22 protein-coding genes are annotated in these 25,368 nt (G+C 69.0%); 15 read left to right on the top strand and 7 right to left on the bottom strand.

Going from position 1 to position 25,368, the window contains the following annotated elements; genetic code table 11:
* A complete protein-coding gene (locus tag HMPREF1529_RS03855) occupies positions 1-690 on the top strand; it encodes a response regulator (protein ID WP_016463768.1) in 690 nt (229 codons plus the stop codon).
* Between the two features lie 185 nt (positions 691-875).
* Here the strand turns inward: HMPREF1529_RS03855 and HMPREF1529_RS03860 are convergent, their stop codons facing one another.
* The 5 genes from HMPREF1529_RS03860 to HMPREF1529_RS03880 all read right to left on the bottom strand — a co-directional run bounded on the left by HMPREF1529_RS03860 (position 876) and on the right by HMPREF1529_RS03880 (position 8,913).
* The gene (locus HMPREF1529_RS03860; protein WP_016463769.1) at positions 876-1,838 is read right to left on the bottom strand and encodes an SRPBCC family protein; all 963 of its coding nucleotides are present in this window, start codon (positions 1,836-1,838) and stop codon (positions 876-878) included.
* A gap of 1 nt (position 1,839) precedes the next feature.
* Positions 1,840-2,202 (bottom strand): ArsR/SmtB family transcription factor, encoded by a 363-nt coding sequence (locus tag HMPREF1529_RS03865; protein WP_016463770.1) that lies wholly within the window; start codon positions 2,200-2,202, stop codon positions 1,840-1,842.
* A 254-nt stretch (positions 2,203-2,456) separates the two neighbouring features.
* Positions 2,457-2,786, bottom strand: a complete 330-nt coding sequence (locus HMPREF1529_RS03870; protein ID WP_016463771.1) for a TraR/DksA family transcriptional regulator — start codon at positions 2,784-2,786, stop codon at positions 2,457-2,459.
* An 82-nt stretch (positions 2,787-2,868) separates the two neighbouring features.
* Positions 2,869-8,391 (bottom strand): metallophosphoesterase, encoded by a 5,523-nt coding sequence (locus HMPREF1529_RS03875; RefSeq protein ID WP_016463772.1) that lies wholly within the window; start codon positions 8,389-8,391, stop codon positions 2,869-2,871.
* Between the two features lie 126 nt (positions 8,392-8,517).
* Positions 8,518-8,913, bottom strand: coding sequence for a VOC family protein (locus tag HMPREF1529_RS03880; protein WP_036282692.1), 396 nt, complete (start codon positions 8,911-8,913; stop codon positions 8,518-8,520).
* Between the two features lie 108 nt (positions 8,914-9,021).
* On the opposite strand from HMPREF1529_RS03880, the gene HMPREF1529_RS03885 reads away from it, so the two are divergent.
* The 5 genes from HMPREF1529_RS03885 to HMPREF1529_RS03900 all read left to right on the top strand — a co-directional run bounded on the left by HMPREF1529_RS03885 (position 9,022) and on the right by HMPREF1529_RS03900 (position 13,832).
* Entirely contained in the window at positions 9,022-9,291 is a 270-nt protein-coding gene (locus HMPREF1529_RS03885; RefSeq protein WP_016463774.1) for a hypothetical protein, read from the top strand.
* An 89-nt stretch (positions 9,292-9,380) separates the two neighbouring features.
* On the top strand, positions 9,381-11,717 hold the full coding sequence (gene purL, locus HMPREF1529_RS03890) for a phosphoribosylformylglycinamidine synthase subunit PurL (RefSeq protein ID WP_016463775.1): 2,337 nt from the start codon (positions 9,381-9,383) through the stop codon (positions 11,715-11,717).
* Positions 11,718-11,722: 5 nt separating this feature from the next.
* Positions 11,723-11,857 (top strand): hypothetical protein, encoded by a 135-nt coding sequence (locus tag HMPREF1529_RS16380; RefSeq protein ID WP_005054860.1) that lies wholly within the window; start codon positions 11,723-11,725, stop codon positions 11,855-11,857.
* 195 nt (positions 11,858-12,052) lie between these two features.
* A complete protein-coding gene (locus HMPREF1529_RS03895) occupies positions 12,053-13,060 on the top strand; it encodes a hypothetical protein (RefSeq protein ID WP_016463776.1) in 1,008 nt (335 codons plus the stop codon).
* A gap of 10 nt (positions 13,061-13,070) precedes the next feature.
* The gene (locus HMPREF1529_RS03900) at positions 13,071-13,832 is read left to right on the top strand and encodes a hypothetical protein (RefSeq protein ID WP_016463777.1); all 762 of its coding nucleotides are present in this window, start codon (positions 13,071-13,073) and stop codon (positions 13,830-13,832) included.
* Between the two features lie 9 nt (positions 13,833-13,841).
* Here the strand turns inward: HMPREF1529_RS03900 and HMPREF1529_RS16385 are convergent, their stop codons facing one another.
* Positions 13,842-13,967, bottom strand: coding sequence for a hypothetical protein (locus tag HMPREF1529_RS16385; RefSeq protein WP_269634096.1), 126 nt, complete (start codon positions 13,965-13,967; stop codon positions 13,842-13,844).
* Between the two features lie 156 nt (positions 13,968-14,123).
* On the opposite strand from HMPREF1529_RS16385, the gene HMPREF1529_RS03905 reads away from it, so the two are divergent.
* Genes HMPREF1529_RS03905 through HMPREF1529_RS03915 form a run of 3 tightly spaced genes read left to right on the top strand, consistent with a single transcriptional unit; the run spans position 14,124 to position 16,122 of the window.
* Entirely contained in the window at positions 14,124-14,516 is a 393-nt protein-coding gene (locus HMPREF1529_RS03905; protein WP_016463779.1) for a GntR family transcriptional regulator, read from the top strand.
* Complete coding sequence (locus tag HMPREF1529_RS03910; protein ID WP_016463780.1) at positions 14,513-15,439, top strand: ABC transporter ATP-binding protein; 927 nt, start codon at positions 14,513-14,515, stop codon at positions 15,437-15,439. The genes HMPREF1529_RS03905 and HMPREF1529_RS03910 overlap by 4 nt, the downstream gene beginning before the upstream one ends.
* Positions 15,436-16,122, top strand: a complete 687-nt coding sequence (locus tag HMPREF1529_RS03915; protein WP_016463781.1) for a hypothetical protein — start codon at positions 15,436-15,438, stop codon at positions 16,120-16,122. The genes HMPREF1529_RS03910 and HMPREF1529_RS03915 overlap by 4 nt, the downstream gene beginning before the upstream one ends.
* 30 nt (positions 16,123-16,152) lie before the next feature.
* Here the strand turns inward: HMPREF1529_RS03915 and HMPREF1529_RS03920 are convergent, their stop codons facing one another.
* Positions 16,153-16,443, bottom strand: a complete 291-nt coding sequence (locus tag HMPREF1529_RS03920) for a chorismate mutase (RefSeq protein ID WP_016463782.1) — start codon at positions 16,441-16,443, stop codon at positions 16,153-16,155.
* 72 nt (positions 16,444-16,515) lie between these two features.
* On the opposite strand from HMPREF1529_RS03920, the gene HMPREF1529_RS03925 reads away from it, so the two are divergent.
* The 6 genes from HMPREF1529_RS03925 (at position 16,516) to HMPREF1529_RS03950 (ending at position 25,368) form a co-directional block, all read left to right on the top strand.
* The gene (locus HMPREF1529_RS03925; RefSeq protein ID WP_016463783.1) at positions 16,516-17,706 is read left to right on the top strand and encodes an AI-2E family transporter; all 1,191 of its coding nucleotides are present in this window, start codon (positions 16,516-16,518) and stop codon (positions 17,704-17,706) included.
* 111 nt (positions 17,707-17,817) lie between these two features.
* Positions 17,818-20,655, top strand: a complete 2,838-nt coding sequence (locus tag HMPREF1529_RS03930) for a discoidin domain-containing protein (RefSeq protein ID WP_016463784.1) — start codon at positions 17,818-17,820, stop codon at positions 20,653-20,655.
* A gap of 189 nt (positions 20,656-20,844) precedes the next feature.
* Positions 20,845-22,092 (top strand): extracellular solute-binding protein, encoded by a 1,248-nt coding sequence (locus HMPREF1529_RS03935; protein WP_016463785.1) that lies wholly within the window; start codon positions 20,845-20,847, stop codon positions 22,090-22,092.
* Between the two features lie 16 nt (positions 22,093-22,108).
* Entirely contained in the window at positions 22,109-23,023 is a 915-nt protein-coding gene (locus HMPREF1529_RS03940; RefSeq protein WP_232212046.1) for a carbohydrate ABC transporter permease, read from the top strand.
* Complete coding sequence (locus HMPREF1529_RS03945; protein ID WP_016463787.1) at positions 23,010-23,909, top strand: carbohydrate ABC transporter permease; 900 nt, start codon at positions 23,010-23,012, stop codon at positions 23,907-23,909. Before HMPREF1529_RS03940 ends, HMPREF1529_RS03945 begins: the two co-directional genes overlap by 14 nt.
* Positions 23,910-23,931: 22 nt before the next feature.
* Positions 23,932-25,368, top strand: coding sequence for a glycoside hydrolase family 5 protein (locus tag HMPREF1529_RS03950; protein WP_016463788.1), 1,437 nt, complete (start codon positions 23,932-23,934; stop codon positions 25,366-25,368).

Raw genomic sequence — 25,368 nt, forward strand, 5'->3', positions numbered from 1 at the left:
GTGAAGATCCTGGTCGCCGACGACGACCCGCAGCTCGTGCGGGCGCTGCGCATCACCCTCGCCGCGCACGGCTACGACGTCATCGCCGCGCCCGACGGCGCCGCCGCGATCGCCGCCGCGGCACAGGCGCGCCCCGACGTCGTCATGCTCGACCTCGGAATGCCGCGTCTCGACGGCATCGAGGTGATCCACGCGCTCCGCGGGTGGACCGACGTGCCGATCCTCGTCGTCTCCGGACGCACAGGCTCGGCCGACAAGGTCGAGGCTCTGGATGCCGGGGCCGACGACTACGTCACGAAGCCGTTCCAGATCGACGAGCTGCTCGCGCGCCTGCGGGCCCTCGCGCGCCGGCGGGGCGTGGCATCCGCGGCATCCGCGGATACCCCGGTCGTGCGCTTCGGTGATGTCGAGGTCGACCTGGCCGCGACCCGCGTCGTCCGCGGCGGCGAGGTCGTGCACCTGACGCCGACGGAGTGGCGGATGCTCGAGTTCCTGGCCCGCAACCCCGGAACGCTCGTGACCCGGCAGAACCTGTTGAAGGACATCTGGGGCACCGACCAGGTAGCCGATTCGGGATACCTGCGCCTGTACATGTCGCAGCTGCGCAAGAAGCTGGAGCGCGACCCCGCGCACCCGCAGCATCTGCTCACGGAGCAGGGGATGGGCTACCGCCTCGTGCTCGGGGACTGACCGCGATCGAGTCGCGCCGCCCCCGCCCCCATCCGAACTGCAAGGCCGTAGCCGCGACACGCGGGCAGGGACAAGGGATGCCGCGGCGTGTCGGGCAGTATCCCTTGCAGTTGCGTCGCGGAGCGACCGCGCCCGCGTTTCGACTCGCTGCGCTCGCGCAGCGCCGAGTCGAAACGCGCCGCCCCTCAGCCGGCGACGACCGCCTCCAGGCGCACGTACGAGGCCTCCATACCGTCGGTCATGCCGGTGGCGAGGATCATGTCGCGCGTCTCCCTGTCGGGGTACTCGAGCAGCAACGTCAGCAGGGTCGCACCATCCTCCTCGTAGAGCTGCAGGTCGTTGAGGGTGGCCGGTCCCGGCATCCCGATCATCCGCTCGGTGGAGACCTCGCGCCAGATCGGCTCACTGAGCACGGTCTCGCTCTCGAACCCGAACCGGGTCGACTCGTCGTCGCCCTGCTGCCAGACGAAGCGGGTGGTCTCGCCGACCTCGCACTCGATCATCTGCCAGCCGTCGGGTCCCAGCAGCCACTGCCGCAGCAGCTCGGGCTCGTGGTGGGCGCGCCACACCAGCTCGCGCGAGCCCTCGATGAGTCGGGTGATGCGCACGTGCTGATCGGTCAGCAGCTCGGTGCGGGTGCCCTTGCCCTGCGCGTAGGCGCGGAGGTCCTGCAGCACCGCGTCGAGCTGGCTCATCGCCAGACGCGAACCCTCGATCGCGCCCATCGCGACGACCTGCTCGAGCGCTTCGAGCGACGTGAAGAAGGTGGTGTTGGTGAGGCGCGAGCCCTCGGCGGTCGCCTCGAATGAGAAGAGCATCCGCATCGACGGGAAGCCGTCGAGCTTCTCACCGTCGTCGCCGATGAACGAGTCGAGCACCTCGAAGCTGCGTCCGGGCTCGACGTTCAGCACCTCCCACGATCCGGCGGAACGCTCGCCCTGCGGGCTCGTCATGCGGTAGTCGACGCGTCCGCCGGGACGCAGATCGAACGACGTGAAGGTGGCGGGCCAGCCGGGAGGGCCCCAGAAGCGCTCGAGCTGCCGGGGGTCGGTGAAGGCCTCCCAGAGGCGGGCGACGGGCGCCGCGGCATCCGCGACGAGGGTCATCGTGAGGTTCTCGGGGTCGGTCGTGATGTCGGTGACGGGCATGTCAGTCTCCTTGCGTGGGACGGGGATCGTGCGGTTCAGCCAGCAGAGCGTCGAGGCGGTCGATGCGCGAGCGCCACAGGTCTTCGTAACGGGCGAGCAGCGCCCGGGCGCGGGAGATCATGCGCGGGTCGGCGCGCACGAGACGCTCGCGTCCCTCAGCCCGCTTGATGACGAGGCCGGCGGCTTCGAGCACCGCCACGTGCTTCTGCACCGCGGCGAACGACATGTCGTAATCCGCGGCGAGTGTCGAGACCGACTGCTCGTCGACGATCGTGCGCCGCAGGATGTCGCGTCGCGTCGCCGCCGCGAGGGCGTGGAACAGGCGGTCGGTCTCATCGTCGCTCAACTCAATTTGTGCAACCATTTGGTTGTACGTTAGGACAGTGGATGCCGGGCGTCAATACCCTCGGTGGGTCGACCGGCGCCTCCCGGCCAGGCGCTGCCACCGCGTTGCGTGCGGAGGGCGCGCCGAACTCCTCCATCTCGGCCCGATCCTGCAGCTGAGGCCGCTCCACACCGCCGTGAACCGGCCGAATGGAGGAGTTCGGGACGCCGCGTCATGCGTCACACACGATGTCGGGAGGCTCGGAGCCTCGGGCGCGCAGGATCGGCTACGGGTCAGGCGGCGCAGGCGATGCAGGTGGTGGCCATCGGCCGGGCTTCCAACCGGCCGGGCGCGATCACGTTCCCGCAGACGACGCAGATGCCGTAGGTCCCGGCATCCACGCGGGCGAGCGCGGCGTCGACCTCCGCCCGCTCGTCGAGCACGGAACGACGAAGCGCATCGATGCGCTGCCACTCGCCGGAGAGCGTCGAGCCCTCGGGGTCGTGCTCGTCATCGGCGGTCGCAGCCGACCGGTCGGCGCGCACGGCCGCGTCATCGGTGTCGAGCCGCATCAGCAGGGCATCGAGCTCCCGCCGCCGTGCGGAGAGGACGTCACGGGACATGCCCCGAGGGTACGTCAGGCCTCCCCCACCGGGACGCAGGGGGTGCACCCGCAGGACGGACGCACCCCTTGCGACGAGGGGATCAGTGCGCGTGACGGCGACGCCGCCTCACGACGACCAGGCCGACGAGCATCAGCAGGATGCCTCCCGCCAGAACCGCCCCCAGGTCGTCACCGTGTCCACCGGTGGCGGCCAGGCCCGCCGCCGTGACCGTCACGGCAGCGGACGCCACGACCGTGTCGGGAGCGTCGGCGCGCGACAGCTGCAGGGTGTGCGCTCCGGGCGTGATGGACTGCGGTATCAGCACGGTCACGTCGATCGAGCCGTCCGCGGCGGCGGTCACTGTCGCGAGGAGCACCGGCGTCGAATGCAGCACCAACCGGTAGGAGGCCGCGGGCGTGAGCCCCTGCACCATCACGCGCACGGTTGCTCCCGCGCTCACGCGGTCGAGCGACAGAGCGAGCGCGACCGCCGGGGTAGCGCCGCCGGTACTCGGCAGATCGGTGCCGCCTCCCGTGCCCGGCTGCGGAGCGCCACCGCCCGTCCCGGGCTGCCCGGTGCCGCCCCCCGCGCCCGGATCGGTCGAACCGCCCGTGACCGCGGTGAAGGTGCGCACCTCGGAGTACTCCAGTCCGCCGTGCGGGCCGGTGGCCGTGACGTACCATCCGCGCTCGCCCGCCGTCAGACTCTTCCAGTCGACCGTGGAGACCGAGCCGGAGGGCGCCTGGGCGACCTTTCCGACCTCGTCGGCAGTGAGGATGTCGGCCCGGAACGAGTCGGTCGCGAGCGTCTTGGTCTGCGTCTTCAGCCCGATCGCGGAGTAGGGGATCGTGAACTCCTGCATGCCCTCGGGGCTCGTGAGCGCCGGGTCCTGCGAGTCGAACATGTCCAGCGACGGCGAGTAGGTGCGGACGATCATCCGCCCGTCCTTGTTGTCGAAGTGCAGCAGACGCAGGTAGCCGAGGCCGCCCTCCTGCAGACCCTGATAGTCGAACAGCATCGAGTAGACCGTGCGGTCGGGCTGGCCGTCGCCGTTGTCGTCGATCGCGTCGGTGCGCGTGTACGCATCGTGGTAGTGGCCCGAGCTGACCGCGAAGACGTTCGGGTTGGCCTTGACGACCTCGTCGAAGATGCGCTGCGGGATCGGCCCCAGACCACCGGTGGTGAGCATGTATTCGTGCAGGTCGATCCACACCTTGCGCTCGGGGTAGCGCTGGATGACGGCGTTCATCCACGCGATGTCCTCGTCGTTGGACGCCGCGTTGTTGACCGCGGGCCAGCCCATGTACAGCATCAGGAAGTCGACTCCGCCGACCGTGATGAGGTCGTAGTGGCCACGGTTGTCCTTGTACGACCCGCCGTACCAGGGGTTGCCGCGGTAGCGGCTCTCGCCGAAGTACGTCGAGAAGTTCGAGTAGTCATCGGCCGCGTGGCCCACGTCGTGGTTCCCGGCGAGGACGCCGTACGGCAGCCCCGCCTCGTCGAAACGCTTGTACTGCGCGTCGGCGTTCTTCCACTCGTACTCGGGGTCGTCGTTGCCGACGGCCCGGTCGGTGGCGACGTAGTCGTCGACGATGTCGCCGGTGTGCATGACGTACTGCAGGTTGAGGCTGTCGCGCTGCTTCAGCAGGAAGTCGTGGATGTCGACCTGGTGCTGGTAGAAGGTGTCGTCACCGGTGGTACCGGCCAGGTAGCCCTGGTTCTCGTTGTAGTACTGCGTGTCCGACTCCCAGCCGATCGTGAAGTCGTACTGGTCGCGCGGGGTGGCCCCCGCGTTGTACGCGGTCACGGCATCCGTCCGGCTCGAGCGCGCGGTGCCGGCGAAGCCTTCGGAGTGCTGCACGAGGAAGGTGAGCGTGCCGCCGTCGGCGTGAGTGTCGACGGGGACGAGCGCATTGAGGGTGAAGTCGGTGGCCGCACCCCCGGTCGTCAGGTACTGGTCGACCTTCTCCCACGATCCGTCGGTCTTGCGGGCGTACAGCAGCACCTTCGCGTCGGCGTTGGCGCGCCCCTTCCAGGTGACGCGGGCGAGCGCGCCCGAGCCGGAATCGGCCGGCACGTCGATCGTGAACAGCTGGTACGGGAAGGCCGTGTCGCTCGTGGCGGCGACATCCACCCCGTCGGTCGCGGAGAGCGTGGCGAGGTCGTCGGCGCTCAGCGGCACGGCATCCGTGCGGTCGCCCGCCGCTGCCGTCGTCGTCGCTCCGGATGCCACGTGCACCTGGCTCTGCGCGGGCGTGAACGTGTACCCCCGGCGGAAGCTCAGGTCGAGCGCGTCGGCCTCGGCCGAGGTCGCAGTGGCGGAGAGCGTCGCCTTGTCGCCCGTGACGGTGCCGCCCGCCGAGGGCGCCAGCAGCGTGATGCCCGGGCGCTCGTCCGCCGTGCGGAAGGCTATCGTCCGCGTGGCGGTGTTGCCGACGTGGTCGCGCGCCGTGAAGACGGCCGTGTGGTCGCCCGGGGCGAGCGTCAGCGACGAGGTGGTCAGCGGCAGCGTGACCGCGGCGCCGTCCAGTGTCGCGGTCAGCGTGTCGAGACCCGAGCCGGCATCCGCGGCCGAACCGTCGACCGAGAACTCGCCGCGGTAGAGCCGACCGTCGGTGAGGGCCGTCGTGATGACGGGCGCGGTGTTGTCGACCCGCACCGACCGTGCGACGCGGTCCGCGCCGTCGGTGGCCGCGACGGTGTGGGCACCGTCGACGACCTTCGTGGTGTCCCACGTGGCGGCGATCGAGTCGAACGCGTCGGCCGGGATGTCGAACGTGAGATCGATCGAGACGAGCGCGTCGTCGCTGAAGTTCACGCGCTTGTCGCCCGTGGCGCACGTGTACGGCGCCGGAGCGGTCACCGCCCCGTCGGCCTCCCAGCTGGTCGCGCAGCTGACCGGGCGCAGCACGCGTCCGTCGGGCAGCGCCAGGCGAAAGTTCAGCGCCGAGAAGTCGTCGTTGTTCTCGTTCGGGTCGCCGCTGGGCTGGGCCTTGGTGCCCGACGTGACGGTGAGGGTGAGGGGCTTGCCCTTCTCCACACGGGTGACCGGCACCGCCGCGTCGACGGTGACGATGCGCTCGTAGTAACCCTCGTCGAAGATCTTTAGCACGTCGTCACCGAGCTTGACGCCGTTGCGGAAGAACGCGTCGGTGTTGGTCGCCTCGAAGGCGAAGATCGGCCCGGCCTCCAGCGACGGGGTCGCCGAGTCCAGCGCCGCACCGTCGGCGCTGAGCGCCAGAGCGCCGGGTGCGGCGTCGCTCGTGCCCTGCACGCGCACCGGGCCCGACACGAACTGCCCCTCGGTGAGGTTCAGCCGCACCGGGTCGGTCGCGGCATCCGTCAACGTGACGCGCACGGGCCCCAGGGTCGTGGTCTGCGAGCCGTCGGTCGCGGTCAGGGTGTACTCCACCCACCGCTTGCCGAACAGGTCGACCTGAGGCACGGAGTACAGGTAGCGGTTCGCGGCGCCGAAGGTGAGATTGCGCGTGATCGTCGCACCCAGGTTGTCGGTGAGAGTGAGGGTGACGGTACGCACCTCGTGATCGTCGGTGATGTCGAACCCGAGGTCCAGGCCCGGCGTACTGGGTGTCTCCGTGCCGCCGGTGAGGTCGGTGATGACGGGTGCGGTACCTGCGGCGGGAGCGGGGCGCAGCCCGGAGCGCACCTGGTCGTCGCTGACGGACCCGGGCGTCGGGGTGTCGAGGCGCAGCAGCGCCTGGACCGTGCCGTCGGCGGGCTGGGGAGACCAGATCGGCGCGGCGCCCTGCGGATTCCAGGCGTACTGGATCGCCGTCGTGGACGTCGTCTGGTCGTCGCTGAAGTAGTAGGCACGGCTCACATCGGTGCCGACGTTGGTGGAGATCTGGATGCCGCGCGATCCGCCATTGGCCATGCCACCGGACGACACTTCGATCAGGTTCTGGCCGGAGACCAGTGACGTGCCAAACTGCGCATTGAAGTCAGCGGCTGTCAGCGCGGTGTTGTTGCCGTTCTTCACCCACAGGACCAACGCCGTGCCGGGCTGGATGACCGGGTTCGCGGGCGTCGCCGGCCACTGCGTCGATCCTTGCGAGACCGGGCCGCTGAGCGAGTTGTCCGTGTAGATGTAGTTGAGGACGTAGTCGCCGAAGTTCACCGGCGCGTCGGAGGCGTTGTAGACCTCGACGAACTCGTAGCCGTCGGACCCGTGCACGTTCACGGTGTCGGGGGCGAGCTCGGTGATCTGCAGGATCGGCGAGGTCAGTGCCGCGTCGGTCGGGCGCGTGAGCGCGCTCGTGACCTGAGCGGTCGTGATCGCACCGGGGGTGCGCGGGGCGTTCTCGGCGACGACGACCGCGTCGGTGCCGCCGATGGTCGAGGGCACGCCGAACTGCACGACCCCGCCTGCGCTGTCGATCTTGCCTGCGCCCACCCAGGCGCGGTTGATCACGGCGCCGTCCTTGACAAGGCTGAAGCCCCGGTTCCCGCCGTTGGCGAAGCCCTCCTGGGTTCCGAAACGGTAGACCGGCACGTCGGCGCCGAGGCTGTAATAGTCCCGGAACTGCTGAATGCTCATGGAGCGCTGCGTGCTGCTCTCCTTGTAGTTCATCCAGAACAGGGCCACACCGCCGGCGGGGATCACCGTGGCGGTGGTGCCGTCGCCGTCCTGGCGGAAGATGGGCTGGTCGCTGCCGGCGTTCCACTGCGACGTGTTGTAACGGATGCCGATCTTCTGCGCGTCGAGATCGATCGGCTGATCGGTCGTGTTGGTGACCTCGAGGTACTCGTACAGGTCGGTGCCCGGGTTGTCGCCGAGGATCTCGGTGATCGCGAGCGGGAAGTAGCGGGCCGCGTTGCCGGCGGCGCCGGGACCCACGGTGGGAGCTGTGGCCGTGGGGGTCGGGGTGGGGGTCGGGGTGGGCTCGGTCGGGGTGCTGACGGCGGGCTTTCTCTGCGCGTCCGTCACGGTGCCGGCCGTGTACACGCCGTCTCCGAGCGACAGCGCGCCCCGCGAGGATGCGTCCGTCGGGACGCCGAAGTGGGTGGAGCGACCCTTGTCGGTCGCGTCTCGTGTGTACGAGGACCACGTGACCGTCTCGCCGTTGCGTGCGATGCGGATGCCGCGAGTGCCGGTGTTGGACATCCCCGCCTGTCCTGTCACGTGGAACAGGGGCACCTCGTCGGTGGCTCCCACGTGTGCGCGGAACTGCGCATCGGTGAAGCGCGTGCTGTCCGCCGTCGAGCCGCTGGTGTACTGCATCCAGAACACGGCGGACGCGCCCGCGGGGATCACGGGGCTCGCCTCGGTGACGATGAGGGGCTTCTCGGCGGTGACGTCGGTGGGGGAACCCGTCGCGTTGTAGATGTAGCTGAGCGCGTACCCGCCCGCGCGCACATCGATCGGCGCCGAGGAGAGATTGGTGATCTCGAAGAACTCGAACTGGTCCTGATCCCCCGTGCTGCCGCCCGTGAGGTCGGGGGTGCCCGCGTTGTCAGGCGCAATCTCGGAGACAAGCAGAGGCCACGCCGCGGGCTGCTCGGCCGCAACCGCTCCGGTCGCGGTCAGAGTTCCGAAGGCCAGAGCGACGACGAGCGCTCCGGCCCCATGGGTGCGAAGGAAGGACGGTACGTTGAGGGACACAAAGGGTGAGCAAAGCGGTCGGAAGCAGACGGCCGGAAGCGAGCAGGTTAACCGCCGATGACCGCGAGGGCACCGTCTGTTCGACTCGGGATACCATCCCCTTCCGCCGCGCAGCGACCGGGTCGCTCATCCCCGGTAGCCGATGAGCCAGGCCACCCCGAACCGGTCGCGCACCTGACCGTCATGGTCGCCCCAGGGTCGCAGCGCGAGTGGGCCGAGCACGTCGCCGCCCTCGGCGAGCGCCGCGAACCACTCCTCGAGCGTCGCCGGCTCGGCGGTGCCCAAGAGGGAGAACAGGATGCCGCGAAGCTCCAGAGTCGGCTCGCCGCGAGCGGCATCCGACGCGAACAGCTCGACGGGACCCTGCAGCATGCCGTGCGCGATGTGGTCGGCGGGCCCGTCGTCGCGCCCGAAATCGCCGAACGTCGCGAGGACGAGCTCGCCGCCGAACACCCCGCGGTAGAACTCGAGGGCCGCGCGAGCCGTGCCGTCGAAGGAGAGATACGGGGTGAGTCCGGTCATGGGGGCGAGGATACGTCGCAGCGGCAACATCCACGAGCCCTCTTGTCAACCCCCGTGCGTCACCGCCGATGGCGGCGAACAGTGGAGGTCATGACGCAGGAGGACCACATGACCGACCCGCACACATCCCCCGACAACACGCCTGGTGTGGGAACCGAAGACGCGCCCGCGACGACCGAGCCCGACACTGAAGAGCTGACCGCGCCGAGCACGGAGAAGGATCCGGGCGAGGAGCCCTTGGCGCCGCATCCCGAAGAGCCGCTGGCGCCGCATCCCGACGAGCCGCTCGCGCCGCACCCGACCGAGCCCACGCTGCCGCAGGCCGCCGAGCCCAGCCATCACGCCGTCGGCATCGGCGTGATCGACGACGAGGCCTGAACGGCACGGCCCGACCCGCGCCGCCCGGTCGACGGCCGCCCGGCTAGACTGAGGCCGTCCCCGGCACCCGAGTCTTGGAGTCCCGCCGCGTGAGCACCCCCGCATCCGACAGCAAGGTCGCAGACACTGTCGAGAACGCCGTCCAGACGCCGGAGAAGGAGCAGCCGTACGCGGCGCTCGGCCTCAAGAGCGATGAGTACGCGCAGATCAAGGAGATCCTCGGTCGCCGTCCCACCAGCGGCGAGCTGGCGATGTACTCGGTGATGTGGAGCGAGCACTGCTCCTACAAGTCGTCGAAGATCTACCTGCGCCGCTTCGGCCAGAAGGTCTCCGAGGAGATGAAGAAGCGGCTCATGGTCGGCATGGGCCAGAACGCGGGTGTCGTCGACGTGGGCGAGGGCTGGGCGGTGACCTTCAAGGTCGAGAGCCACAACCACCCGAGCTACATCGAGCCGTTCCAGGGCGCCGCAACGGGTGTGGGCGGCATCGTCCGCGACATCATCTCGATGGGCGCCCGTCCGGTGGCCGTCATGGACCAGCTCCGTTTCGGCGCGATCGACAACCCCGACACCGCCCGCGTCGTGCACGGTGTGGTCAGCGGCATCAGCTTCTATGCGAACTGCCTGGGCCTGCCGAACATCGGCGGCGAGACGGTGTTCGACGCCGTCTACCAGGGCAACCCGCTGGTCAACGCCCTCGCGGTCGGCGTCATGCGCCACGAGGACATCAAGCTCGCCAACGCCACCGGCGCGGGCAACAAGGTCGTGCTCTTCGGCGCCCGCACGGGCGGCGACGGCATCGGCGGCGCATCGATCCTCGCGTCCGACACCTTCGCCGACGGCGGCCCGACCAAGCGTCCCGCCGTGCAGGTCGGCGACCCGTTCGCCGAGAAGGTGCTCATCGAGTGCTGCCTCGAGCTGTACCGCGACGAGCTCGTCGAGGCGATCCAGGACCTCGGCGCCGCGGGTATCTCCTGCGCCACGAGCGAGCTGGCCGCCAACGGCGGCTCGGGCATGCGCGTCGACCTCGAGAACGTGCTGCTGCGCGACCCCACGCTCACGCCGGAGGAGATCCTCATGAGCGAGAGCCAGGAGCGCATGATGGCGATCGTCGCGCCCGAGAAGCTCGACGCGTTCCTGGCAGTGACCGGCAAATGGGATGTCGAGACCAGCGTGCTCGGCGAGGTGACCGGCGACGGCCGCCTGCAGATCTTCTGGCACGGCGAGCAGATCGTCGACGTCGACCCCTCCACGGTCGCGGTCGACGGCCCGGTCTACGAGCGCCCCGTGGCCTACCCGACCTGGATCGACGCCCTGCGCGACGACTCGGCATCCGCCCTGCCGCGCACCGACGACCCCGCCACCCTGCGCACGCAGTTCCTCGATCTGCTCGGCAGCCCGAACCTCGCCGACACGAGCTGGGTGACCAACCAGTACGACTACTACGTCATGGGCAACACCGCCCTCAGCTTCCCCGACGACGCCGGCATGATCCGCGTCGACGAGGAGAGCGGCCTGGGCTTCGCCATCGCCACCGACTGCAACGGGCGCTTCTGCCAGCTCGACCCCTACGCGGGCGCGCAGCTGGCCCTCGCCGAGGCGTACCGCAACGTCGCCGTCACGGGCGCCGTTCCGACCGCCGTGACCGACTGCCTCAACTTCGGCAGCCCGGAGAACCCCGAGGTCATGTGGCAGTTCGGCCAGGCCGTCGACGGTCTTGCCGACGCGTGCCTCGAGCTCGGCGTCCCGGTCACCGGCGGCAACGTCAGCTTCTACAACCAGACCGGCGACACCCCGATCTTCCCGACGCCCGTCGTCGGCGTGCTCGGCATCATCGACGACGTCGCCCGCCGCATTCCGAGCGGCTGGCAGGATGCCGGCGAGAACATCTACCTGCTGGGCGTCACGGCCACCGAGCTGAGCGGCTCGGCGTGGGCCGAGACCGTGCACGGCCACCTCGGCGGACGTCCGCCGGCGGTCGACCTCGCCCAGGAGAAGCGTCTCGCGGAGCTCATCCACGCGGCATCCCAGCAGGAGCTCGTCTCCAGCGCCCACGACCTCTCGTCGGGCGGACTCGCCCAGGCCCTGGCCGAAGCGGTGACGCGTTTCGGCGTCGGCGCCCGCGTCTGGCTGCGCGAGATCATGGAGCGCGACGGCGTGGATGCCGCGACCGCCCTGTTCAGCGAGTCGACCGGCCGCGTCATCGTCTCGGTGCCGCGCGAGGAGGACGTGAAGTTCCGCGGACTGTGCGAGGGCCGGGGCTATCCGGTACTGCGCATCGGCGTCACCGACGCGACCGCCGACACAGCGGAGAACGCCCTCGAGGTGCAGGACGTGTTCACGGTCGCGGTCTCGGAGCTGCGGGCGCGCTCGCAGGCGACACTGCCGGCCGCCTTCGGACCGACGGTCGTCGAGCCCGTAGGCTGAGGCGCATGAGCGAGCCGGACGAGTACGAGGGCATGAACGAGGCGCGCACGCGCCGCACCCGCATCATCGCCTGGGTCACGATCGTCGCGCTGATCCTCGTCGGCGGCGGCGCCACGGTGCTCGCGTTGCTCTTCGGCTGAGCCGCCCCACGAGCTCCGCGCACAGGCACGTCCTCCGCACCCGCGTGCCCGGATGCGTGCGGAGTTCGTCACAATCTGCGGAGTTCGTCGACGTTCACGCGTGCGGGCGAGGGGCGGGACGAGCGGAGGCGAGGGGCGGATGCCGCGGCATCCCGCTCTGCGAGCGCTCCCAGCCGGCCTCGCTAGGCTGAGGGCGTGGATCCGCTCTGGGCGACGATCGCCGAGTTCTGGTGGATCGGGCCGGCGACGATCGGTACCGGCACCCTCGGCTGGCTCGGGCTGCGCCGCGAACGCCGCGCGCGTCGCCGTCGCATCGAGCTGGACGCGGCCCGGCTGGAGCTGCGAACGGCGAAGCGCGATGCGGCGACAGCCCGTGCCGCGGTGCGGGTGGCGCGCACAGAGCTCGATCGGCTGCAGGCCGAACGCGCGACCGGTCGCGCGAGTGCGACAGATGTCGCCGCGGCGCGGCGGCAGCTCGACCGCGCCACCGACGAGGTCCGCGTCGCGACGGCGACGGCCCGGTCGCGGCGCGCGCACGTGACCGCCGCGCGGGCCGCGCTGCCGGCGGCCGGCGACGACGCCCACCTACCGGTCGCGCGCATGATGCGCGCACACGACGAGATCATCGCCCGATGGATGACCTATGAGACCGATCCGGCGCGGCTCATCGCCTTCCCCGCGATGACCGATGCGCGCCAGCCGCTGACCGCCGCCTTCCTCGCCGCTGACAAGGCGGCGCGGGAGCAGCGTCCGGCCTCCGCGCACGCCCGCGTCACGCCCGCGCAGTTCACCGCGTACCGCGACGCGGTGGCCGCCGCCGGGCGCGCCTTCGCCGTGGCCGAGGCCGAGGCCTGGCGGCAGGCGCGCGCGGCGGGCGACGCGCCCGCGAGACCCGCGCCCGGCGATCCGGATGCCTCGCGCGCGGGCACGGACACCGTCGGGCAGTGGACCGTCATCGCGCAGAACCTCACCCAGACCTTCGCGCAGACGGTGCTCGCGAAGGGCGCCGAGGCCGTCGGCCGCGCGATGTCGAACCCCCCGCGCACCGCGCCGAATGACGCCGCCGCGCCGCGCTCGGGTGCGCCCCGGCATCCATCCCCTCCGCCCGCGGAAGGTCCAGACGTCGCCGCGCCGGGCGGGGCGGACACGACGGAGCGCGGCGCACGCCCGATCTGGCCCGTTCCCCGACGCCCGCGCGCATAGGGTTGAGGCCGTGGACCAGTTCTGGATCTTCGCCCAGCACTATTGGTGGCTGGTGTTCCCCGTTCTCGGCATCGCGAGCGGGTTCGTACGCCGCTGGGACGTGCTCGCGCAGCGCCGCCACGCGCGCCGGCTCGAGGTGATGCGCGCGAAGGCCGAGTTGAAGACCGTCACCGCGTCCACCCGGGTCACCCGTCCCGACGACCCGCAGCCGATCACCAAGCCATCGCCCCTTCCCGACCAGCTCGAGAAGCTCTTCGCGGTGCACGACGACGTCACGGCGCGCTGGCTGGAGTACGAGCTCGACGTCGCCCGGATGATCGCCTTCCCGACCATGAGTGACGGTCGGCAGCCGCTCACCGCGGCCTTCCTACGCGCGAAGAAGGTCGCCGACCGCCTGCGCCCGCCCTCGGCCGAGGCCCGGGTGAATCCCGATCAGGTCGCCGAGTACCGCGCGGCCGTGACCGACTACGAGGTGGCCTTCGATCTCGCCGAGCGGGAAGCGCGCCGCGTGCGCGACTCGCAGTTCAGCGAGACGGAGCGCAAGCGGCTCGCCACCGCCCAGCAGCTGCTCACCGTCGCGCTCGACGACTCGGCGACACCCGCCGAGCGGCAGGTGGCCTACCGGCGCGTGCGCGAAGAGGTCGACGGCCTGCTGGCCCTCTCCGACGAGGCCGTCGAGATCCTCGAGACGAAGGTCGCCCTGCAGCTCGAGCGTCCGCAGCCGACGCCCGACGACGAGCGGGGCCCGACCGACGCCGGACCCCGTTCGTGAGTGACAGCGTCAGGACGTGAGGCTGTCCACCCACTCCTGGTGCTGGGCGATCCACTGCGTGACGACCGGCGCGTAGTCCGGGCACAGGCCGCCGACCCTACGTCCGCCGGTGCCTGCGAGCACGACAGCGGTCACGGACTGGTCTGGGGTCGGCCCCGAGAAGGGCCAGCACCACCGTTTCATCCGCCTGAATGCGCACGCAAATTGGACGCGGCGCGGGGTTGACGAGACGATTGTTCTGTGGTTACTTAGTCAAGTAACTAACCAACCCACCGGATGCCGGGAGGCCACGTGATCGATGAGGGACGCGCGCTCTTCGTGCAGATCGCCGAGAGCGTCGAGGACTCCATCGTGGACGGGAGCCTTCCCGAAGACACCCGCGCGCCGTCGACGAACGAACTGGCGGCGTTCTACCGCATCAACCCGGCCACGGCCGCGAAGGGAGTGAACATGCTCGTGGAAAAGGGCGTGCTCGTCAAGCGCCGCGGAATCGGCATGTTCGTGGCGGTCGGCGCCCGCGAGAGCCTGCGCGCCGAGCGCCGCGCCGCCTTCGCCGCGCGATTCATCCAGCCCCTGCTCGCGGAGGCGCACACGCTCGGCCTCAGCGCCGACGAACTCGCTGCCATGGTCCGCGACCAGGCGGCGGCCCACCCCACATCGACCCCGGAAGGAGGCGCCCGATGACCGTCGTCCAGGTGACCGACCTCGTCAAGCGCTACAAGAACGCCGCTGCTCTGGACGGGGTGTCCCTCACCCTCCACGAGAACGTCATCTACGGTCTGCTGGGCCGCAACGGCGCCGGCAAGACGACCCTGATGTCGATCATGACCGCACAGAACTTCGCGACGAGCGGCGAGGTCAGCGTCTTCGGTGAGAATCCGTACGAGAACAGCCGCGTGCTGGGGCGCATCTGCTTCGTGCGCGAGAGCCAGCGCTACCCCGACGATGCTCGGCCCGTCCACGCTTTCCGCATGGCGGCGATGTTCTTCCCCAACTGGAACCAGGAGCTCGCCGACGAGCTCATCGACGCGTTCCAGCTGCCCATGAAGACGCGGATCAAGAAGCTCTCGCGCGGGCAGCTGTCGGCGGTCGGCGTGATCATCGGACTCGCCTCGCGTGCCGAGCTCACGTTCTTCGATGAGCCCTACCTCGGCCTGGATGCCGTCGCGCGCCAGATCTTCTACGACCGTCTCCTCGCCGACTACGCCGAACACCCCCGCACGATCGTGCTGTCCAGCCATCTCATCGACGAAGTCGCCGACCTCATCGAACGGGTGATCGTGATCGACCGCGGACGCATCATCCTCGATGAGGAGACCGATGCCGTGCGTGGTCGAGCCTCGACGATCATCGGCGACGCCGTCGCCGTCGACGCCTTCACCGCGGGGCGCGAGGTGCTGCACCGCGAGAGCCTCGGCCGCGTGGCCAGCGCGACCCTGCTCGGCGAACTCGACACGCAGGACAGGGCACAGCTGGCGGCATCCGGGCTCGAGGTGGGTGCGGTCTCTCTGCAGCAGCTGATCGTCCGCCTCACCCAGCACGACGCCGAATCCTCGGTCGCGGCGAGCGCCGCCGCGACCACCCCCGCCGAAGGAGCACGCCGATGAACCGGGTTCTCACCGTCACCCGCATGCAGTTCGTCAACAAGTACACGTTCGTGTGGCTGCCGCTGATCATCCTCGTCGTCAGCCTTGTGCTCTCGATCGCGATCTTCGCGCTCATCCCCTACGGCGGGGCGAAGTACGGCGGCGGAAGTCAGGCCCCGATCTGGTACTTCTTCGGCCTCGGCATCATGTCGCTGAGCTACACGTTCCCGTTCTCTCAGGCGCTCAGCATCACCCGTCGGGAGTTCTTCTTCGGCACGATGCTCGCGGCCCTGGCGACAGCCGTCCTCCTGGGCGCGGTCTTCGCCGTCGGCGGCGCGATCGAGCGCGCCACCGGAGGCTGGGGCGTCAACGGCTACTTCTTCTCGCTGGACTGGGTGTGGACCGCCGGCCCCGTCGGGGCGGGCGTCTTCTTCGCCGTGGTGGGAATGGTGCTGTTCGTGGCCGGCTTCTGGGGAGCGACGCTCTACCGCCGCTTCGGGGCTCTCGGCCTGACGCTGACGCTGTCGGGTCTCGGAATCGTGCTGGTCGCCGCGCTGTGGCTCGTCGGGCGGATGGATGCCTGGGCGTCGGTATGGACATGGCTCGCCGGCCTGGGACCGATGGGGCTGACGGCGGTGCTGGCTGCGCTCACGGTCGTCCTCGGCGCCGCATCGTTCCTCACGCTGCGGCGCGCCACCCCCTGACCCGGCGACGCCGTCGCCCGGCCGCAGGAATCAGTCGGCGGCCGCGGCGGCGGCGTGGTGGCGGATCACTTCGGCGACGACGAAGTTGAACCACTTCTCGGCGAACTCGGGATCGAGGTCGGCCTCCAGCGCGAGCCGACGCAGACGCGCGATCTGCTGCTCTTCACGAGCGGGGTCGGATGCCGGCATCCGATGCTCCGCTTTGAGCACCCCGACCTGCTGGGTGCAGCGGAAGCGTTCGGCGAGCATGAAGATCAGCGCCGCGTCGATGTTGTCGATGCTGGCACGCAGGCGCTGCAGGTGAACGGCGGCGTCGGTCATGGGCTTCCTCTCGTCCTCGCCGACATTACCGCCTCTCCGGACGGCATCCGCTGACAGCCCTAGAGTGTGACCATGGCAGCAGCATCGAACGAGCCCCGCTCGCGTTCGCTCCGGCGCGGCACGAAGACCGCGGCGGGTTCCGACCGCGCGAACCCGGCCGACAGTGCGGCGTCATCCGATGCCCCTGCGCACCGCTCACACGCGGGGCGAGCGGTGTGGACGACCCTGAACCGCCCCTTCGCCGTGGGCTTCTTCCTGACGCTCGGCGGGCTGGTGGCGATCCTTCTGGGCATGGCCGTCACGAGCCTGGTCACGGTGTGGATCTACGTCGCCTTCGCCCTGTTCGTCGCCCTCGGGCTCAACCCCGTCGTGCAGCGACTGCAGCGGCACGGCGTCGGTCGCGCGTGGGCGATCGTGATCGTCTATTTCGCCCTGGCGCTGCTGCTGGTCGCGGTTCTGTGGCTCATCGTGCCGACGGTGGTGCGCCAGATCGCCCAGTTCATCACGGACGTTCCCACCCTCGTGACGTCCTTCCAGCAGACCGACCTCTACCACTGGGCCCGCGATCAGTTCGGCGACCAGGTGCCCGCGATCGTCGCCGAGGTGCAGAAGTTCCTCACCGACCCGGGCCATCTCGCGGCGATCGGCGGAGGCGTGCTGCAGATCGGCATCTCCATCGGCACCACGATCTCCGGGATGATCATCATCATCGTGCTGAGCCTGTACTTCCTCGCCTCGCTGCCCGAGATCAAGCAGGCGTTCTACCGCCTGATGCCCGCGCGCAGTCGCTCACTGACCGCCGACCTGACTGAGCAGATCACCGAGTCCGTCGGTGGCTACCTGGGCGGCATGGTGGTGCTCGCCTTCTTCAACGCCGTGGTGAGCTTCATCCTCTACACGGTGCTGGGTCTGCCCTTCCCCGCCCTGATGGCCGTGGTCGCCTTCTGCCTCACGATCATCCCGCTCGTCGGTACGGTGCTGTTCTGGGGCATCGCCTCGGTGGTCGCCCTCTTCGCCAGCCCCCTGTCGGCGCTGATCTTCGCCGTCGCATATCTGGTCTACATGCAGCTCGAGGCATACGTGCTCACCCCGAAGGTGATGAACAAGGCCATCGCCGTGCCCGGCGCACTCGTGGTGATCGGCGCCCTCGTGGGCGGCACGCTCATGGGTCTGCTCGGCGCCCTCGTCGCGATTCCCGTGACGGCATCGATCCTGCTCATCATCAAGAAGGTCTTCATCCCCAAGCAGGATGCCGCGACCTGAGCACATTTGTAATTGCTGGGCTTATTTTAAGTCCTTGACAAAGTAGACGTCGGCTCGCGATGCTGACCAGCGACGGAACCCAGTCAGGTTCCGCGCTGATCAAGGAGGATCGTGAAACGACATGTTCTCGCCGCGCTGGTGACAGCCGCGGCCGTGGCGGCGACCGCCGTCCTACCCGTGGCGGCGGCGCATGCCGCCGCCCTCACCTCCCCCGACTTCCTCAAAGCCAGCGGCAACGTCCTGAAGAAGTCGTCGGGGACCGGGGCCGCGGTGAACCTCCGCGGCACGAACATCGGCGGATGGCTCACCCAGGAGGATTGGATGTCGCCGCTGGGCGAGTTCGCCGCCGACCGCACCGGCTGGACCGCGACGGCCTCGGCGGGGACCCCCGCAAACGCGTTGGACGGATCGGGCACGAGCCGATGGACGACCGGAGCGAACCAGGCCGGCGGCGAATGGATCCGCATCGACCTGGGGGCGCCCACCCTCTTCAACCGGCTCACGATCGACAACACGGCCAACGGCGGACAGTGGCCGCGGGCGCTCACCGTCGAGACCTCGGCGAACGGCTCGACGTGGACGAGCGTGGCGACGCAGCCCGGAGCGGACGGTCTCACGACGGTGAAGTTCAGCCCGCAGGTGGCGCGGTACGTGAGGGTCACGCAAACCGGCGCCGCCGCGGCGCCGTGGTCGGTCGGAGAGATCAACCTCTATAGTGACCCGGTGCTGTTCAACGGCACGCACACGGCCACCGCGACCTCCAGCGCCCCCGGCACGAACGCCCAGATGACGCTCGACGGCAACGTCTCCACCGTGTGGCAGAGCGGCGCCCCGCAGGCGCCCGGCCAGTCCCTGACGGTCGACCTGGGCCGCAACGTCGACATGGACAAGGTGCTGTTCGACGCCGGCGCGGCCACGGCGAACGACTATCCCCGGGTGTACGACGTTTTCACGTCGTACGACAACGCGAGCTGGACGAAGGTGGCAAGCGGGTACGGCGCGAACCGTGTGGTGCAGGCCGACTTCCAGGGATCCAAGAACGGTCGCTATCTGCGGATCACCTCGAACGGCACCTCGTCGCAGTGGTGGTCGGTCGCGGAGATCGCCATCTCGAGCGGGACTTCCGTCGACCGTGGCGGATGGGCCGTCACCTCCTCGGTGGGCACCTCCCCCGCGAACATGCTCGACGGAACGACCTCGACGCGGTGGAGCACCGGCACCGCGCAGGCACCGGGACAGTCGGTGACGGTGGACATGGGCGCCCTCATCACGCTCAACAACGTCACGACCGACACGGCCAAGAACACCACCGACGAGGACGACTGGCCGCGCGGCTACACACTCCAGCTGTCGCGCGACGGGTCGAGCTGGAGCACCGTGGCCACCGGCGCGGGAACCAAGAAGGCCTCGACGATCGGGTTCACGGCGCAGGCGGCGCGCTACTTCCGACTCACCCAGACCGGCAGCGCGGGCAACTGGTGGTCGATCGGCGAGCTCACCGCCGGTCTCTACAACGACGACTACTCGCTGACCAACACGATGACCGCGCGCTTCGGCACCGCCACCACAGCCGCCGTCGTCGGCACGCACCAGGACACCTGGTTCACGGCGAACGACCTCGACACGATCCAGGCCACGGGGATGAACTTCATCCGCGTGCCGATCGGGTGGAACGTGTTCCTGAACCTCGACGGCACCTGGAAGTCGAACCCCTGGTCGAAGATCGACTGGGTCGTGAACGAGGCCGCAGCGCGCGGAATCTACGTCCTCATCGACCTGCACACGGTGCCGGGCGGCGGCTGCCCGTGGGGTTCATGCGGTCGCATCGGCCCGAATCCCAACGGGTTCTGGGGCAGCGCGACGTATCAGAACTGGGTCGAGGACATCTGGAAGAAGATCGCGACGCGCTACAACGGCAACCCCGCTGTCGCCGGCTACGACCTCATCAACGAGCCGCTGATCGACTACAACGAGGATAGCGACGACGTGGCGCAGAAGAGCGACTACTACAACCGGCTGTACACCGCGGTGCGCGCCATCGATGCGGATCACGCGATCTTCCTCGGCGCGTTCTTCGGACTGGACAAGCTGGCTGCGCCTTCGACTTACGGGTGGACGAACGTGGTCTACGAGTACCACCCGTACGACATGCCGAACTCGAAGGACTGGACGGCGCAGAACCAGCTCGTGACGAACGAGCTGGGCGGGCTGGCCGCGAAGCTGTCCAATCCCGGCGTGCCCATCCTCTACGGCGAGTACTCCCTGTATTACAACGATGACGTCTGGGCGCGGTTCATGGCGGGACTCAACGCCTCGCAGGTGTCGTGGTCGAGCTGGTCGTACAAGGTCAAGGGTTCCGCCGAGGACGGGTTCGCGTACTGGGGCATGTACTACGACGATCGCAAGCCGGTGCCGGTCATCAACAGTGATGACGCGGCGACCTTCCAGTCGAAGCTGTCGCAGTTCGGCACGGCCAACTTCACGCAGAACGCGCGCTTCGTCGCCACCATCGCGAAGTACGCCGGCGGCCTGTCGGCGTTCGCCCCGTCCGCGGTGAGCCACACCGGCTGGACCGCGACGGCATCCACCACCGCGGCGGGCAGCTCGCCGGCCGCGGGGATCGACGGTGCGAACGGCACATCGTGGAAGAGCGGGCAGGCCATGGCGGGCGGGGAGTGGTACCGCATCGACATGGGCGCCGCCCGCACCGTCGCGATGGTGACGGTACAGACCGACAGCTCGTCGACCTGGGACTATCCCCGCGGGTTCACCGTGGAGACCTCCCTCGACGGCACGACGTGGTCGACGGCCGCGACGGGTATCGCCTATGGGTGGAAGCGGCCGATCTCGATCGCACCGGCGAGTGCGCGCTACATCCGGATCACGCAGACCGGTGTCGCGCCGCAGTGGTGGTCGATCGACGAGGTGACGGTCTACTCGTCCTACTGAGCGCGATCGATGCAGGGGGTCGCGCGGGTCGCGACTCCCTGCGTCGTGTGCGGCGAATCTGCTCTTGCTTCACCATCGAACATGCCTTAATCTAAGGCTTAGAGAAAGGACGACGACGTCTGCTCCCGTCCTCTCGCCGCCGAATCCCGATTCGGCATCGCACCTCCTGCACCCCGAAAGGACATCTCGATGAAGAGAATGCGCTGGATCGCTCTGGGCGTCACCGCCGTGACCGCAGCCACCCTCGCCGGATGCTCGTCATCCGCACCCGGCGACAGCGGCACCGCCCCGAAGGAACTGACCGTCTGGGTCATGGGCGACAGCTCGGCCCACTTCGATGCGCTGGTCAAGCCGTTCGAAGACAAGACGGGGATCGACGTGAAGACCGTCGCCATCCCCTGGGACAGCGTCGACCAGAAGTTCACGACGGCCGTCGCCTCCGGCGGCGGCCCCGATGTGCTGCAGATCGGACTCTCCAAGCTGCGCACGTACGCCGACAGCGGCGCGCTGCTCACGCTCGACGACGCCGCGCTCTCCGGTCATGAGAACCTCGCGGCATCCAACTTCGTCGACGGCGTCGCCGGCGATGCGACAGCCATCGGCGGCAAGGTCGTCTCCGTGCCGTGGGTGTCGGACACACGCGTTCTCTTCTACCGCAGCGACATCCTCCAGGCAGCGGGTATCAGCTCTCCGCCCGCGACCTGGGATCAGCTGCGCGCCGACGCGAAGACCCTCGCGGGGCGCGGCAACGGCTCGTACGGCTACTACATCCCCCAGTGGGACAGCGCGCTTCCTGTCATCATGACGTGGGACCAGGGCGGCGACATCGTCGACAGCCAGGGCAAGATCGACTTCGACACCCCCGCGTTCGGCAAGGCCGTCGACCTGTACACCGGGCTCTACGCCGACAAGAGCGTGCCGACGAACAGCGACTTCGACCAGACGCAGGGCTTCATCACGGGAAGCACGCCCATGCTCGTCAGCGGCCCCTACCTCGCAGCCGCCATCTCGCAGTCGGCACCGGAGCTGGCCGGCAAGTGGAACGTGACCACCGTTCCGTCGGGAGCTAAGGACACCTCGCTGCTCGCGGGTTCGAACCTGGGCATCTGGGGCTCGACCAAGAACAAGGAGGGCGCTCTCCAGCTACTGGATTACCTGTCGCAGCCCGATGTGCAGGTGAGCTGGTACCAGTCCGACGGTCAGCTTCCCACCGTGAAGAAGGCGCTCACCGACACCACGCTCACCGGTGACCCCATGGTGTCGGTCTACACGAAGCAGCTCGCGTCCTCCCGCCTGCTGCCGCTCGTACCGAACTGGGACGGCGAGACGGGGAAGGCGCTGCTCGACTCGCTGAACTCGATTGTGCTCACCGGTGCGAACCGCGAGGACGCACTGAAGACGCTGTTCACGACCACCGCCGGGACCCCCGCGAACTGAGCTCCGGGGGTGCGTGGTGACCCGATCACCGCGCACCCCCGGCCCTGAGGCCATGAAGAACCGCATCGTCCCCTATACGTTCATCGCTCCAGCGATGCTCCTGCTCATCGTCTTCGGCATCCTGCCGATCGCCGTGGCGCTCCTCGTGAGCTTCACCGACATGAACCTCGCGGGCCTGGGCAACTGGTCGCGCATTCACTTCATCGGCGCCGACAACTACACGGCGCTGTTCGCGGACCCTGACTTCTGGCAGGCACTCGGAAACACGGCGCTGTTCGCGGTCGTCGGCGTGCCCAGCGTGATCGTCCTCTCACTGGCGATCGCGCTCGCGCTCAACAGGTCGCAGGGCCGCTTCTTCCGCGCACTGCGCTCGTTCTATTTCGTCCCGGCCATCACCGCCATCGTCGCCGTGGCCCTCGTCTGGGGCTACCTCTACAACACGCAGTTCGGCCTGTTCAACTACCTGCTCTCGCTCGTCGGGCTGCCGCCGGTTCCCTGGCTCTCCGACCCCACGGTGGTGAAGTTCTCCGTCGGGCTCGTCGCCGTCTGGCGCGGCCTGGGGCTGAACGTGATCATCTTCCTCGCCGCGTTGCAGGGCGTGCCGAAGGAGTACCTGGAGGCGGCGGCGATCGACGGCGCGTCCGGGCTGCGACGGATCTTCTCGATCATCCTCCCGCTGCTGCGCTTCGCCATCTTCTTCGTCACGATCACCACCGTCATCGCGTGGCTGCAGTTCTTCGACGAGCCCTTCGTGCTCACCAAGGGCGGCCCGCTCGGGTCCTCGACATCCATCGCGCTCTTCCTCTATCAGAAGGGCTTCTCGTCGAGTCAGTTCGGCTATGCGAGCGCGGGCTCGATCGTCCTCGTCGCGATCATCGCGACCATCACGGTCGTCCAGCTGCGTCTGAGGAGGTCCGATGTCGACCACTGAGCTCGTCACCCGCGGCGGACGGCGCCTCGCCTCGCATCCGTCCGCGTCGCGCGTCGTGCGCCCGGGACGGCGCCGCGGACGCACCGGCACCATCGTGATCGGCGCGCTCCTCACCGTCGGCGCGCTGATCACCGCGTTCCCGTTCCTGTGGATGATCTTCGCCTCGGTGAAGCCGCGCAGCGAGTCCGTCGCGTTCCCCCCGCAGCTAATGCCGCGCAATCCGACATTCGAGTACTTCGTCCAGCTGTTCACCGAGCTGGATTTCGGACGCTACCTCCTGAACACACTGCTCATCGTCATCATCTGCATGGTCGGTCTGCTGCTGATGGCGGCAGCCGGCTACGGCTTCGCGAAGTTCGACTTCCCCGGCAGGGATGCCCTGTTCTTCCTCGTGCTGGTCCCGATGATGATCCCGGGTCAGGTCACGATGATCCCGAGCTACCTCATCCTCAACGGGATGAAGCTCACCAACACGCTCATCGGCATCGCGCTGCCGATGCTGGTGTCGGGTTTCGCCGTGTTCCTCTTCCGCCAGTTCATGGCCACGATCCCGACCGAGATCCTCGAAGCGGCGCGGATGGACGGCGCCGGCGAATGGCGCATCTTCTTCCGGATCATCCTGCCCATGTCGGGACCGATCCTCGCCGTCCAGGTGGTCCTCACCTTCATCGCCGGGTGGAACAGCTTCCTGTGGCCGCTGATCATCGCCAACGACCAGGGCCTGTACACGCTCTCGGTGGGCATCTCGCTGCTCAATCAGCAGATCTCCACCAACCCGTCGCTGCAGATGGCGGCCTCGACGCTGATGGTCGTGCCCATCCTCATCGTCTTCGTCGTCTTCCAGCGCTACGTCGTCCAAGGGTTCGCCCTGTCCGGCCTGAAGTGAGGCCCCGCCCGTGAGGAACACTATGACCCCGCCCCCTCGCCCCCGCGGCTTCGTCCGCGCCGTCGGCACCGAGCTCGTCGACGACGACGGGCCGCTGTTGCTTCGCGGCGTGGGCCTCGGCAACTGGCTGCTCGCCGAAGGGTACATGTGGCGCTTCGGCGACGAGCTTGCCTCTCCGCGTCAGATCGAAGCGCGGATCGCCGCGCTCGTCGGCCCCGTACGGGCGGCCGAGTTCTGGCGCCGGTTCCGCGACGAGTTCATCACAGAGAAGGACTTCGCCCTCATCGCGGCGCAGGGCTTCGATCACGTGCGGCTGCCGATCAACGCGCGCGGCGTGATGGACGACGACGGCCGCTTCCTCGACGACGGCTTCGCTCTGATCACGCGCGCCGTCGTCAGGGCCGAACGCCACGGTCTGCGGGTACTGATCGATCTGCACGGCGCTCCGGGCGGGCAGACGGGGACCAACATCGACGACTCGCCCCACGGCATCCCCGAGCTATTCATGTCGGAGCGGCACCGCGCGCACACCGTCGCACTGTGGCGCGAGATCGCCCGTCGCTTCCGCGACAGCGAGACGGTGCTCGGCTACGATCTGCTCAACGAGCCCCTTCCGAACGAGTGGCAGCACCGCTATCAAGACGAGCTGATCACCCTCTACCGCGAGCTCACCGCGGCGATCCGCGAGATCGATCCGCACCATCTGCTCATGTACGAAGGTAGCCACTGGGCGACCAACCCCGAGCCCGTGCGGATGCGCTACGACGACAACCAGGCGGTGCAGTTCCACCGGTACTGGTGCGCGCCCGACGAGACGAGCATCGCCGACTTCCTGCAGCTGCGCCGCGAGTCGGCTCTGCCGATCTACATGGGCGAGGGCGGCGAGAACACTCCCGGCTGGGTCTACGCCGCGACGCGCCTGTACGAACGCCACGGCATCGGCTGGAACTTCTGGCCCTGGAAGAAGCTCGACACACTCACCTCCCCCCTTTCGGCTCGAGCACCGGAGGGCTGGGAGCTGATCGCCGACCCGACGGCTCAGATCGACGCCGACCTGGCCTGGCGCACCCTCCAGGACTACCTGGCGGCGGTGGCGGCCGACCGCTGCGAGGTGCGCACGCCGGTCCTGGATGCGCTCTTCGCGCGCCCCGACCTGGACCTCCCCGCGTGGACAGGGGTCGACGACCTCGAAGAGGACTCGATCGCCCGTCGGGTCGCCGCACCCCTGCCGGAGGGGATCTGGCATCACACCGCGGGAGCCGCCTACGCGCCCGACGAATACGCGCCCGTCGAGATCGCCGCTGGCAACCGGCTCTCGTTCGTCTTCTCGTCCCGACCGGCATCCTGGACCGTCGACGTCGACGTTCCCGAGGCCGTATCGGTGGAGTGGCGCGACGGCTGCCTGCAGCTGAACGCAGCGGCGCGCATGCGCGTGCGACGACTGGAGGTCAGCACGTGA

The organism is Microbacterium sp. oral taxon 186 str. F0373 (assembly GCF_000411455.1).
Lineage (GTDB): Bacteria > Actinomycetota > Actinomycetes > Actinomycetales > Microbacteriaceae > Microbacterium.